The following is a 14424-nucleotide window of genomic DNA, read 5'->3' as shown; positions in this document are numbered from 1 at the left end:
AGGTGGAATTAAGATGGAATAAAAAAAAGGAGTCGCTATGACCATGTCCAAATTCATGGTTTTTGCAGGAGCAATTGCAGCACTTAGCTCTCTGTCATTTGCATGGACCATCGATGGTATCGTTGTCTCAGACGTGGGACAGCCAATTGCTGGCGTAAAAATTACATCCCCGAACTATCCGAGTGTCAATGTAGCCACTAACGATGGTGGTTCATTCAGCATCACCGATGAAACCGACGCCATACACAATAAGCGCACGACAAGAGCGAATATCCAATTCTACAACAATGTCATCAGCATTTCTGGAATGAATGCAAACACGATTACCGTGTCTGTCATGGATGCTCTCGGCAAGGTCGCCTACTCCAAGACCATGCACAACATGCGCCGTTCCGCAAGTTTCGATCTGAACAAGAGTTCCATCAAGGGAGCCAAATATCTCCGCATCAATGCCGACGGACACCACGACACCTATAAGCTCGGAGACACGGTAACGCTCCTTAAGGAAGGCGACCCGCTGCCGATCTTCAACTTCTCGAAAGATGGCTTCAGGGACACCACTTACACCATGAAGGCCGAAAAGGAAGTTATCCTTATCAAAATGACCCCTGGTGTAAACGATCCTGTTTCATCTAGCACCACAGCATTGTCCAGCGCCATTGAAGCCCCCTCCAGTTCATCTGCAGCTCCTGAACCGGAATCCAGCAGCGAAACAGTTTCTTCGAGCAGCGTCATCGACTGCGCCGCCAAGGCCATCAAGGGCGATACGGAAATCATGGTCGATGGCCGCAAAGTCATCGTAAAGTTCCCATCGAACTTTGCTGGCGACAAGCCCGTTCCAATGCTCATCAACTACCACCAAATCTTTGGCAGCGCCTCTGACTGGGCAAATGAATCCAAGATTGCAAAGGTCGCCCTTGCCGATGGAGCCATCAATATTTTCCCGGACGGCATCGAAAGCCCGGGCATGGGACAGGCATGGAACGTAGGTCCGTGCTGCACCACCGCTGACGACGTTCAGTTCACCCGCAATTTCATCAAGGAACTCACCGAAAAGGCTTGCGTCGATCCGAAGCGCATCTACGCTGCAGGCTGGTCGATGGGCGGCGGCATGTCCAACTATGCCGGTTGCGTCCTCGCCGATGTCATCGCGGCAGCCGCTCCTTCTGCATTCGACCTCACCAAGGAAATTGTCGATGCAGGCAAATGCAATCCGGCACGTCCGTTCCCGATTCTCAACTTCCGCAGCACAAACGACGGTGTCGTTTCTTACGGCGGCGGTCTCTCCCAGATTATCGAAACAATGCCTATAACGTTCTTGGGAGCAGAACCCACCTTCGCAAAATGGGCAGAACTTGACCATTGCTCTGGAAACTACGTTGAAAAAGACGGTTGCAGATATTACGAAAACTGCGAAGGCGGTGCAATAGTCGGTCTTTGCATTCTGAACACCGACCATAACGAAGGTGACCCGCAAAAGGCATGGAACTTCGTGAAGCAGTTCAGCCTCCCGTAATTGCAGAAAACAATTAAAGTCATTTGCGACATTTCCCCGATCAACAAGGTCGGGGGATTTTTGTTTGTAAAAGTGATTAGTGATTAGAGGTTAGTGATTAGTGGTTAGAAAACGCAAGGGTGTTCCGTATCTGCGAGGAGTATCGTGTAAGGAGGTCCCCGGCCCTTCGACAGGCTCAGGGACCTTAGGCCGGGGAGGACAATGCGAAGAGAACCACTTTACTTTAGTCTCGCACGCAAAAGGCCCCGGCTTTCGCCGAGGCCTTTTATAGGAGTCATACGAATTTTGATAAACTCAGCCGTAAACAAATCCAAGTACTACAGCTACAATAGCAAAGAATGCTATCTGCTTTACGATTGCAAGTTCCTTACTATTCATAAACAACCACCTTCTTAGTCATGAGGTTTTGGCCATTCTTGCGGACAAAGAACACGCCTTGAGCTTGGTTGCGGAGCTTTGCATCGGCCTTCACGCAATTCATCGCGTCGGCCATTCCCTTGGCGGTAAACGAGCCCAGCTTTTTGCCGTGCATGTCATACACGCTAAAGCTACTTTCGGCTTCAGTCATGTTATAGCGGACATTCGCAATAGCATCGGATTCCTTGACAGCCTTGAATTCAACATAGTCGATATCAATCCAGTCGTTTGTGATTTCAAGTTTCAATTCGTGTTCGCCTTTTTTCAAGGTCACCTTGCCACCGCTCACTTCAGAGAACGTTTCAAAACCCTTGCCGTCATTCACGATTTCTGTACCAATTTTTACACTATCTATATAAAGTACAAAGCTGCCGGTTCCATTTTCACCTGCAACAAGGGCAGAAATTTCGTAATCGCCGTCGGCTTCGACCTTCACGGAATACTTGAGCCATTCACCCTTTTGGTTGTGCCCCACAGTAATCCCCATGTTCGGCTGGTAAATATCCACGTCGTCCTTGCGGAGCTTGCCACCTTCGTTGCCCTTGCTTTCGTCATGATAGGCGACTTCAGCACCGCCCTTGTTGTAGTTTTCAGCCTGAACCTTGCCAGGAATTGCAATCACTTCGGTATAAGGGCCGTATTCCTCAGGCGGTTCATCAGGAACGGTCGATTTGCTCGGATCCACCAGATTCACCGCCGGTGCGTTCGGGTCGATCGTCTTGTCGATGAGCTTGAGCATTTCGGAGCAGTAGCGGCGGCCCAATTCAATCACGCCTGCACGGCCAAAGTGGTAAGGGTCCTTGCCATTGCCCTGCAAGCCCTTGGAAGAGGCCAAGCCAAACTTTTTGAAGTTATTCTTGAGCTGCGCGATGCCGCCATTTTTGCTTCCGCAGCAGTTGTTGCCTTCCTGGAGCAATTCGCCCGCCACGAACGGAACTTCGTTTTCGTCCAAGCCAAGAGCGTCAATCACGTCCTTGTAAGTCTTATAGACCGTTTTACGCCAGTTGTCGTCGGTACCGTCACTTTCACCCTGATGGAAGATGAAACCCTTGATAACGCCCACTTCCTTTGCCTTCTTGGCGAGTTCCAGAATACGTCCCGGAGGGTTGTTGTCGTAGTCCTTTGGCCAACCCCAGGACATGATGTCCTTGCCATCACCCCTGAAGTACGCCTCGTACTGGTCCTTGTCAAAAGCCCTGATGCTCACCGCACCGATAGCAACCGGAATAATGCCCACGGTCACGCCCGGCAGGGAATCCACCATCGCACGGCCAAAATAGTCCGCCGGAGAAAGATTCTCGAACGCATGGAACATCGGCGGAATTGCAGCCGCCCATTCACCAGCCTTGATGGACTGCGTCGTCTTGCCACTACGCTGGCTTGCATTTGCCGTGTGCGACGCAAGCATAATGAAGTTCTTGGGTTCAGTCGCCTGGTCTTCGGCAGGAACGATATCGCCGTTACCCGCCATGTTGGACTGTCCGTAAGCAATATAAATATGGAAGTTCGGGTTCGGAGCCGCAACAGCACCCGAAACCGCAAACAGAGAAAGGCCAGCCGCAGCGCCTGCGACCGCCACAAATTTTTTAAGAATTTCCACGCTCATAGTGTTATCCCTTCATCCAAAATTTCACCTATTTAAAATTATCCTCAAACAAAGCCAACTGAACCGCAATCGGGTCCATATATTATGGATGTTTTGTCAATGAGAATTAGGAGTTAGGTGGTAGGAACGTGAGGGGGTTCCGTATCTGCGAGGAGGGCTGCAACGCACCGTCCTATACCCCCATACTTCAATTACACAATCTGTCCGCCACCAAGAACTATGTCTCCATCGTAAAAGACGGCACACTGTCCGGGAGTCACGGCAAAGAGCGGTTCATCAAAAATGGCGACAGCTTTATTTTCATCGACAATCGTCACATTGCAAGCGACCGGACGCTGGCGGTAACGCACCATCCCCTCGGCGAGGAACGTATCACCAATTGCATGCGGCCTACCGTGCCATTCGCAATTCACCATTTCAACACGGTCAAAGCAAACCGACGACTTGTCGCCAGTCACGAGAATATCGCCCGTTTCCGGATCGACGTGCTTCACGAATGCAGGCACGCCAATCGCAACACCGAGGCCTTTGCGCTGCCCGACCGTATATTTATGGAAGCCGTCGTGCGTATTCCACACCTTGCCGTTTTCATCGACAAAGCGGCCCGCACGAGTCATCTCGCCAAAGCGGTCCTTCAAAAATTCAGTGTATTGCGAACCGTAAATGTCAAAGCAAATGTCCTGACTGTCGCCTGCTTTGGCATTCACAAAGCCGTTCTGTTCCGCAATTTCGCGGACTTCGCTTTTCACGTACGTTCCGAGCGGCGTAAGCACGTGATTGCGGCGTTCATCGGGAACCCAAAATAAAAAATAGCTCTGATCCTTGCCGGGGTCTCGACCACGCAAAAGCCTACGCGTTCCATCAACATCTTCAATACGCACATAATGCCCCGTCGCTAAAAAGTCAGCCCCAAGCGACTTCGCATAATCCATCATCCAGCCGAACTTGATAAAGCGATTGCAGTAACAGCAAGGGTTCGGCGTCCGAGCATGAGCAAAATCCGCATGGCAACGTTTAAGGACCTCGCCCGTAAAAGCGTCCGCACAATTCGCCACATGATGCTCGATGCCAAGCTTTTCGGCAATTGCCCGCGCCCGTACGACGCTCGTGTCGTTTTCAGGGTCAAAAGTTCCGCCGACATCGGGTAAAACGCGAAGCGTCACGCCCACGACTTCGTAGCCCTGCTGTTGCAAAAGCAATGCGGCCACGGACGAATCCACGCCACCGCTCATGCCGACTACGACTTTCAGCTTACCCATTAATCAACCTCAGCAAATTTTTAAAGCAGATCCCGGAACGGAGTCCATGGCAATTAGTAATTTAGAATCAGGTTATACGTTTTAAAAATTTGAAATTAATAGACTCATGGATCCTATCGCAGAAATAATGGTTTCTATCGGCACTCCGTGCCTCCAGAATGACAGGCTTCCAGGATGACACTCGAAATTAAACGTTCTTTATTACAAACCTGTTTACTAACCACTGTTTACCAACCACTTCGTTAATCAAATCTCAGCATCAAAGCGAGTTCGAACTGCAAGATTTGACGCACGTGAGCCGTTTCGTCATCCAGCTTTTCGTGAATGCGCCTGTACTCGATGTAAGAACTCAGCGAAGCCATCTTGTTGAACTGGTAAGATGCGCTCGGACGGATAAACCATTCATGCGTTCTCGACGGAACCGAGCGGTACGTCATTGACAGCTTCGGCTTGTAAATCGTCCTTTCATTTTCAGGAATTCCAGAATCGTAAGACCACTGCTTATAGATGCCATCCGTACCAGATTCCGGATTTCTCATATCATAGTCATCACCATGAGTGTATTCCTTGCGAATCGTCTTCTTGTAATCGTAACCAGCGGTAAGCTTCAAGTCAATATCGTTCTTGAGCTTAAAGTACCATTTCCAAAGCTGGAAGCCCTTATTAAGCTTGAGCGGATACGTAATCGTAAAGTCATCACCCACATTAATGGCGAAATCGTTGTAAAGCGCAGTCGGAATCCACGGTGTTTCAAGGAAGTAGCTCGTCGTATCGGTGCAATTGCCTTCCGTCTTATTCGGCCAGCAAGGATCCGAAATCACTTCATCCTTCGGGGTACGGTCCGTCGATTCAATCTTCATGCGGACGCTGTTTTCGATGCGCAAGTTATTCTGCGTAAGGACAGAAACGCGAATCAAGGGATTGAAGTTCCAGACATTCGCCCAAGAATCTTCGGCACTCTGGAACGGACGCCTCGTCACCGTGCGGCTATAGTCGAAGCGATGGCTCAGGCTTACGCTGCGGAAACTATTGAGGAACGGCACTTTCTGCGAGATGTTCGGGATAGAAATTCCAATGCCAAGTTTCGGAAGGAGAGTCGTCGTGTCGATGAACAGCGGATACTCACGAGACTGCGAGAAATCCTCTTTCCACTGGAAATCCGCCGAAACAGAGATATCCCAAATAGGCAAGGTAAATCCCGTAGAAACCTGCAACGAACGCGACACAGCATTGCGGAAGGAACCTTGATACACAAGCGTATCCACATGCTTGTTCCTGTACTGGGCAAAGCCGGTAAAATCATCGCGATCAGTAAGTCCCATATTGCCCGTCATGATGTTCCAAAGTCCACGGAAACCGCGACCATCTCCAAGACCCAATCCGTAGAGGTAGTACTGGAACGGAGTCACTTTCTGTTCTTCGTAAAGCTGGGCCAAAGTAAAGTTTTCACCGACGGTGTTCGTACTGGCGTTCCAGTTGAACTTGATTTCACGCCATTTCAATTTTTCCAAGAAACCAGCAACCGGATTGTCCTTACCAAACAAACTTGCCAGTTCGACAATCTTGAAAGTCGGCGTAAATTCGAAACGGTTCGTCTGCGATATCGTCCAGTAATTCTTTGCAATATTGGACTGGTCATAGAAACTGAAATCATCCGGAATGCTCTTCTGCTGGTTAAAGTCAGACGAGAACTGCATATTGAACGGGATGAACGGAATCAACTTGGGATTGAAATTAATCCTGAACTGCTGATTTCTGGAGCGTTCGTTACGGAGAATACCATAAGCACGGCCATATTGACGATGCCCGACGCTATCCACCTTATAGAACGCAGTCGTATCATAACGGATTTCATAAGAATCCGGATTCTGCATATCAATTGGCAACTGCTTTCCGTTAGCATCGGTCTTCGCAAGCGTATCAATCGGGATAATCACGAGACTGTCACGCGACACATAGACCTTCCTATCGTAATGGTCGTGGTCAAAGATGTAACCGCTAGCAAAGAGACCTCCCTTATCAAACGTAAAGAAGTTTTCCTTGGTAAAGCCTTCGCGGTCGCCACCGCCGAACATGTCACGCTTGATATTCACGGAATAATTCAAAGTCAGGAACGACAAAAGGTTCCAGCGCATGTTCAACTTGTGATTGAGTTCTGCGGTATAAGTCACCACCTTATCGACTTGCGGTTCCACGAAATCAGGATCGCGTGCCTGGTTCACATAACGCACGTAATTAAAGTCAAACAGAGTCAAATCGAACGTCTGCGGCCACGGTTCAAATTCTGTCTTCGAAAGATCTTTGAGCCAAGAATACTTGCTAAGACCTTCGAACGGTTTGAACTTGAACATGCTGAACGTCCCCAACTTATATTCAAGCATGGTATGGTAGGAATACGTAGAATCCGCCGATGTAGTAGAACGACCTTCGGACTGGTGGTAAGAATAGCTCAAAGCCGGGCGTTCCAAGAACGCTTGCGAAAGGAATTCGCCCCACTTTGTCTCGCTCGCCTTATAATCCTTGTGGTAGCTGATGCTAAAGCTCAAGTCCTGCTCATAAGATTCATAACCCTTCGATTCGGCATTATCCCTCAACTTGTTTTCTTCACCATCAGACTCTACGGCAAGATTACCTTGGAACATGTCTCCCGTCAAATCAGCAAAACTGCTCTTTCTGAGAATCATGTCGTCCGTGGGCTTCATGTAGGGGCGTTTCGTAGAACTGTGATAACCGAACGACATCGGAATGTGATAGCCAAGCGAATCGTTCAAGAACTTGTTGAGCGCAATGGAAATGTCAGCAGAGATATCAAGCTGCGAGGCGGCCTGCGCCGGATCCGGCTTCGGGGAACGTCCCGAATTGGATAGCGTCGCAAAATCACCGTCCTGATAACGAACTGCGCCCGAAAGCGATATGAAGTCCGCAAAATTCACTTGACCATTCACACGGGCGGCATAACCCCATTCCGTATCCATTTCGGAAAGACGCAAGTCATTGATCCAGAACGTACCTTTAAGATCATCTGGCGATGCAGAAGAATCCGCGATAATAACAAAGCGAATCCAATCGACTTTCGTAATGGACGGATTACCCACCAAGCGTAACTGCTCTTCGCGATTTCCATCCAATTTTTTCACGACAGGTTCCAAATAAGGCGGATGACGGCCACGCTTCAAGTCCGAGAAATCGACAATGTCCATCGCAAAGGCGTTATCGAGCCAGTTCTGTTCGTGGCAATCGCGCCTGCGGTCCGGACTGCAAGACGACATGTCCAAATTCACCGGACGGAAGCTCCATTCATAGTAATCGTTGGAACCGTCAATGGAACCTTCACCGAACTGCAATGCAAAACGCACGGGCACATTCGTTTTCTCTTTCGCTGTCCTCGCCTTGTTTTCGTAATGGATTTCCATTTTCAAGGACTTGTAAGACGAGAAGTTCTTCGTATCCGTTTCAAACAAGCGTGTCACACCCACTTCTTGACCAGGGCTCATGTTGTGGTAGTCCAGAACAAGAGCCGTTTCCTTGAGCGGGGCGTTCGAATCCGCATCGCGTTCCGTAATTGTATTCGGAGACTTGAAATACGAATTTGCATTTTCGCGATTGTTGATTGTAGAAACCTTGATGTATGTCGTATCGCGGGAATCAACGGATTCCGTAATGCGATTTTCAACACCGTTCACTTCGACGATCTGGGAATTTTCATTAGAGGTCGTGCGATAAAGGTCGGCGACCGTCGTTTCTTCCCAAGCGTTGCCCAACACTGCAAGACTTACAATCTGCACCTTCGCTTCGGAAACGCCCGGTCCTAAACGGCCAAGCCAAACACGGGTAAACTGGGATTCCGTCAAAATATCCCTATAGCTGCTTCCCGTCGGAGAAACAATCGTATCGTACTGGTTCAGCGGAATTCGCCACCTGCGCCAACCGTTCTTGAGCTTTTCGAAGTTCGCCTCGTCAGTGTCCGAAAGATTGATTCGGTAACGTACAAAGCTAATGTCCGTATCGAGAGAACCGTTCCTATTGATATCTTCAGTATCGTAGGCGCGTTCACCCAAGTTGCCCTCAGTTCCGTTAATGTTTACAGGCGGGTCCGTTTCTTCGTCCAAGTCCTTAAAGTTGTCTCGGGCGATATCATTCGTCGCTGCATCGACAGACGTTGCGTTAATAACCTTCGACTGGCATCCCGGAACGCGGCAATCCCATTCAATCCTGTATTCTTCAGTTCCCTCTCTATTGTCGAGACCACGGTCATGCCTTGCCGTCGTCATGCCGATGTCATTTTCACCATTGTATTCGCCATTAGGAGCTTCACCGCTAATCGAGAGGTCTTCACTGATAAGGCCCAAGTCTATGAAGATGGAACCGGAATTACCACGAGCGACCACTTCGACATACTTCATCTCGCTCATATCCTGATAATACGAGCTGTTCGGACGCATAATACCACCCCAAGAATTACCCATCAAATTATCGTTGGGACGAAGCGTCATCTTGAGCACAGTCAAGTGCTGGTTATCGACATCGGAATTGCCTACGTTATCATAAATGTACTTGTACAGTTCCGTATTGTTGCTATGCCAAATAAATTCACCTTGATGCTTGTAATCTTGATTTTCGATATAAGTCAAAAGCTCGTCCGCGTTATTACCGGAATTTACACCGCCCGGCGGAGAAGCCTGATACCAGGACTGTCTAGACAAAGGATACACAAGGCCTGTCGCCGTCGATTCGAAATCTTCGACAAGGGCGGTCTTGTTCTTGCTTGTGTTCGCATTGTGGCGGCTACCGGCAAATTCAGCTTCGACTCGCCAACTCGACGAAGCCGTTGTGTTGATGCCAGGAATCGCATTCACCAAGTCCGTAAGGGCTTTTACGGTATCTTGCAAGCGGACGTTAAAGCCCCAGAGGAAGCTGGAATACGGTTCGTTGCCAAGCGTCGGAACTTCTGCGGTCGTACTCTGGCTCCTATAGAGAGCGGTAATGCCGAACACAGAGCCGGCACCAAAGCCGTACAAATCAAGAGGCAATTCAGCACGTGCGCCCAAAAGCAGTTTGTTATCCACTTCGAACATCGGTTCGCATTCGAACTTGACCTTGATTTCTTTGTTCGGGTCCAAGGCACGTTCGCTCAAGAGTTCAATTTGTCCGAGTTCGTAGTTGACTTCGTAGTCCGTACCACGGATAAGCGTCGTAGAACCGGCGGTCACCTTTTCGGAACCCGGAGAAATATCCATACAGCTACCGCTATTGACGGAATAACTCGAATTCGGATCGCGTACGCTAATCATAGAATTACGACGCTTGCCCACGGATTCAAAGTAGTACAAACTCGTAAAACGGTTCAAATTATAGACAGGCAACGTATAAAGTTGCGCCATCGCTGCACTGGAATCCAAATTGCGCAACGGCTCCAAGCAGTTGGCACGAGCACGTTCAGTTGCATTCGATCCGGAATACTGTGAAAGTGGCTTACAAGGCAACCACATTTCACCGGTGTAGTTACCCGAAGCATCCTTCGTAAAGATGGTTGCATCACTTACTAACGGAGTTCCGGTCGTCGTATCCGCAAGGCCAAGCGTTTTCAGATAACTGCCCGAAATGCCGGACTTGTTCTTCATGCGGAGCACAAAGTTGTTTGCACTCGCATCCGAAATGCCAATGGAATACACATTACGGAGCATTAGCTTATCAATGTCCGTCAGTTCCGAAAGCGTCGCGTCCCATTGGATAAGGACGGCTTCGTCCCCATCGCGCAAAGTCGTTTTTTGGCGGTTGGTACCATCACCACTCCAACTAGCGGCAATAAGCGAACTGCGAGTAATACCGTTTATTTTAATGATACCCGTTCTTTCATCATACTTGTAGTCATCCGATGGTATTTCCACCATGCGATCGACAGTCTTACGGATTTCCTTGCCCTGCGGAGTCTTATAAACGACCGTGACTTTATCAATGACATCGGCGGAAGTGTTCATCGAACTTCTTCTGTACAACTTCAGAAGCGGAGCTTTGTAATTCGATGTCGAACGGCCTGCAATACCGGCATTGATGTAGGCGTTCCTCGCCTCGTGGTTCAAGAAGTAATAGCGGTACGCCAAGAACTGCTTGTCCGTCACTTGGAATTCCGTCGTAGATTCGTTCGCCTTGATGGAATACTCTTCCTGTTCGCCACCATCCTGCGATGCAATCGTCGTAAGTTTCCAGTCGCCCAGTTTCCAGTCTGCCTTGATACCAAAAAGTCCTTGGTGGTTTTCGGAATAACCAGTGAACTCCGTACCGGCAAGCGACAAATTCGTCGTACCCGCTTCGACTCTCTGCAAAATGTAATCTTCGAATTCGCCCTTGAACGATTCCTCATAAACAACGCGGATTTCGTTCTGCGAACCGAGGCCTTCATCGACGTTCTTGATTTCGACCGTGATGTACGGACCGATCTTACCTTCGACCATGAAGCTCGGGTTGTAGTCCAATGACGGAGAAGGCCAGAGACTCGTCTTGGTGCTGCCCTCGGCATCGTCCTTTTCACCGTAGCCCTTGAAGCGGACATCCATCGTACCCTTCAGCATGAGCTTCGGCTTGTTGAAACCAAAGTCCTTCATCCACGCAGGCATATTCACGGGAATCGTAATATCGAATACCGAACCCGTTTCAGGAGCTTCGTAGCCGCCATCATTCTGCCCTATAAGGCCATTGAGCCAAAGACGCTTGCGGCCCACATCGTACATGTCCGAAACGTAATCCGCAAGTTCCGGATAATGCGATGTCCAAAGGACGGTCGTATCGGTACGGGTCGTCGAATTCACGCGTTTTTCGGACACGTCAATTTCACGGGTTGCCACATCAATATCATGAGTAAAGAGCTGCCCCTTGGACGTATTCATGAGTCCCGGACGCATGCCAATGCCACCCAGCGGCAAAAGCCCGTCTAGCGGGGACGTTGATTTCGGCACAGGGAAGTACTTGATAGACGGAGTCCATTCGTCCGAACGGACTTCGGAAACATCGTGAGGCGCATCTGTCGCAGCAACAACCGTCACAGAAGAACGTTCCGACGACATTACCGTCTCCGATGACGACGAACGAGCCGACGACAAAGCAACGACATTCGCTGAAGACGCAGGCAAGGATGCAGACGAAACCGCCACAGACGGTTCAGACGACGAAAGCGGAACAGCCACCGGAGCGGAAGCAGACGATACCGCGACTTTTGCCGAAGACTGCACAACTGCAGACGAACTCGCAGGCGCAGTTTTCGCAGAAGACGAAGACAGCACGGTCACAGACGATGTAACCGGAGCCGCCGATGAGCGCGGAACATCAACAGCCGACGACAACTTCACAGGAGCAGAAGCCGACGATTTTGCCGCCGAAGAAGGCGGTGCTGCAGAAGACACAGGCGGAGCCGTAGCCGCAGACGAAACAGCCGTCGAAGCGGAACTTACCGGCGGAACATCCTGAAACAGTTCATCGTCAAAAAGAGATTCATACGAGCTAAGCGTCCCGTCTTGAGACCAGACGGAACCCACAGCGACAAAGCTGCAAGCAGCAAAACCCCAAAGGGCGGATTTAAAAAACTTTCTAAAACGCAACGGTCACAAAATACAAAAACATGACATTGAAAATTAGCACTGATAACATAGAAAAAAAGAAACACACCCGTTTTCACGAGTGCGCTTCTAAATCAGTTTCTAGACCTTTAAAGGATAAATTAGAGGAATACTTCGATACCGCCGCGGCACTTTTCCCAAGCCGGATTCTTCTTGCACAGAAGGTCCATCATCTTGTCATAAGTAGCGGTGTTGCTGAAGCCCTTCCACAAGCGGCGTTCCACAGATTCACCAGAATCCTTGTCGATCGTCGTGATGGTGTCGTAGTAGTTGGAGTTATCCTTGAATTCAGAAATCAAGATGTTCTTCAAGTCGTCCGTGTAAATGCGGGAGGCGTACTTGAGGATGGAATCGTTGAAGTTGAGTTCGTTTTCGACGAGCCATTCAAAGTCCTGGATCGGGTTGCCGTAGATGAGCCAGTGGCGGAGCGCGAGAGCAACCACCAAGTCCTTCACGGCACTGCGGAAGATGAATTTATCTTCAAGGCGACCGTTCCACGTGATGCGGGTCAACGGGTTATCGTCGTTCGCTTCGATGGACACGCCCTTGCCCGGAGTGACCTTGCGGATCTTAATCGGCAAACGGCTGAGGAGCTGCCATGCCTTCGTGAAAGCGATAGTCTTGCGGACGAATTCTTTTTCCTTTTCGGGAGCAACGCGGACAAACGCACCGAAGCAACGCTGGTAGAGCGTTTCCTTGTCGAAGATGCAGTCACTGGAGCGGCATTCGCTGAGCTTGCCGTCCATCATGAACAAGGTCTTTGCAAGTTCCGGACGCATACGCACTTCGAGCTTGCGCGTACGGGCCTTGAGGCGCACACCGTCCTTATAGACGTAGGTAAAGCCTTCTTCCTGGTAGCGCTGCCAAATGAAGAACTGCAGGTCGTCCGCCGCACGCAGATGGTAGCTGAACACCGGGTTCTGGCGGTTGTTCGCCATCGTCACCTGGTTGAGGAAGTTGTCAGCACCCTGGTACGGCACCACGACCTTCACCAGCACCTGCGGATTCACAGGCTTCTTGCTCTTCTTGGCGTACTGTTCATACGTGAAGAGAGACTGGGCACCGTTGATGATCTTCGGGCGTTCGATGAAGAGCACCTTCTTGCCATCGCGGTCCTTGAGTCGAAGATCGTCGCCCGTGAGCGTCATACCGTTGTGGAGGAACGGGAAGTCATCGACGTTCACGTTCTTGTCGTCGTTGCGTTCCATCGTCTGGAAAGCATCGATAAGAGCGGCATTCGTATGAGTGAGATTGCCCAAGTAAGTACGAATGTTAGAGCTTACAATCGCCATGTTGTGCTTGGTCTTGAGGCGCTTACCGAGAGCAACATGGTAGTCAAAAATCGTGCGGATCGGGCAGAAGCCGAGGAAAAGCTCGCCGTGATCGCTAGTGAGGTGGAGCGGTTCGGAGTCCATCTCGATTTCAAGCTTGTCGTCTGCACTGCGGAAGTCGCGAGTGAGGTCGTCGTGTTCAGCAATGATTTCGAGCTTCGCCTTGACGTCGGTCTTCCAGAGCAAGAGCTTTCTGCGCATGTCCTTGAGGGTGCGTTCAAGTTCGGAGTCCGTAATGTCGCGGCTTGCGCGGGTACGAAGCACCGTGATTTCCAAAGTTTCCATGTACGGACGACTTGCAGGAGTATTCTCGTCCTCTTCGGTTTCTTCGTCAGTAATCTTATTGACCGCCCACGGATCAGCTTCTTCACGCAGCGAGAGGAAGAACGGGTTCGTCGGATCGCTGGTGCGGAACACGGCTATCTGGAGCTGCTTCAAGTCGGCGTTCAAGTGCGCGACAACCTTTTCGAGCGGAGTATCTTCATCCAAGAAGATGAAGAATTCCATAAAGCCCTGTGAATACTGGAAGCCGTGGAAGCATCCATTTTCATCTAGGTTCAGATGCCGGAGTGCCTTGATTCTATCGTTCGGGTCGTTAGGGTTCAAGCTCAAGAGGCTAGCGACAAATGCTAAGCGGCGTTCCTGCGATTTTGTTAGTTCCATTTTTTCCTCAATAATTACACTG

5 protein-coding genes are annotated in these 14424 nt (G+C 49.9%); 1 reads left to right on the top strand and 4 read right to left on the bottom strand.

What is annotated here, in order from left to right; translation table 11 throughout:
• Positions 1-37: 37 nt before the first annotated feature.
• Positions 38-1516 (top strand): PHB depolymerase family esterase, encoded by a 1479-nt coding sequence (locus IKG78_RS06240; protein WP_290941042.1) that lies wholly within the window; start codon positions 38-40, stop codon positions 1514-1516.
• Positions 1517-1886: 370 nt separating this feature from the next.
• On the opposite strand, the gene IKG78_RS06235 is transcribed toward IKG78_RS06240, so the two are convergent.
• From IKG78_RS06235 to IKG78_RS06220, 4 genes are all read right to left on the bottom strand, one after another.
• The gene (locus IKG78_RS06235) at positions 1887-3539 is read right to left on the bottom strand and encodes a sialate O-acetylesterase (protein WP_290941039.1); all 1653 of its coding nucleotides are present in this window, start codon (positions 3537-3539) and stop codon (positions 1887-1889) included.
• Positions 3540-3730: 191 nt separating this feature from the next.
• Entirely contained in the window at positions 3731-4798 is a 1068-nt protein-coding gene (gene mnmA, locus IKG78_RS06230) for a tRNA 2-thiouridine(34) synthase MnmA (RefSeq protein WP_290941036.1), read from the bottom strand.
• 242 nt (positions 4799-5040) lie between these two features.
• On the bottom strand, positions 5041-12390 hold the full coding sequence (sprA, locus tag IKG78_RS06225) for a cell surface protein SprA (protein ID WP_290941033.1): 7350 nt from the start codon (positions 12388-12390) through the stop codon (positions 5041-5043).
• A 119-nt stretch (positions 12391-12509) separates the two neighbouring features.
• Positions 12510-14424 (bottom strand): AIPR family protein (locus IKG78_RS06220; protein WP_290941029.1); only part of this gene is annotated, 1915 nt, incomplete at its 5' end.

It is taken from the genome of Fibrobacter sp. (assembly GCF_017545445.1).
Taxonomy (GTDB): Bacteria; Fibrobacterota; Fibrobacteria; order Fibrobacterales; family Fibrobacteraceae; genus Fibrobacter.
Note: the sequence above shows the minus strand (reverse complement) of the source record. Positions and strands in the feature narration are given on the sequence as shown.

What these genes read in the sequence shown, in the direction of transcription:
- IKG78_RS06240 (WP_290941042.1), top strand. Translation starts at nt 38, where the DNA reads ATGACCATGTCCAAATTCATGGTTTTTGCAGGAGCAATTGCAGCACTT.
- IKG78_RS06235 (WP_290941039.1), bottom strand. Translation starts at nt 3,539, where the DNA reads ATGAGCGTGGAAATTCTTAAAAAATTTGTGGCGGTCGCAGGCGCTGCG.
- mnmA (WP_290941036.1), bottom strand. Translation starts at nt 4,798, where the DNA reads ATGGGTAAGCTGAAAGTCGTAGTCGGCATGAGCGGTGGCGTGGATTCG.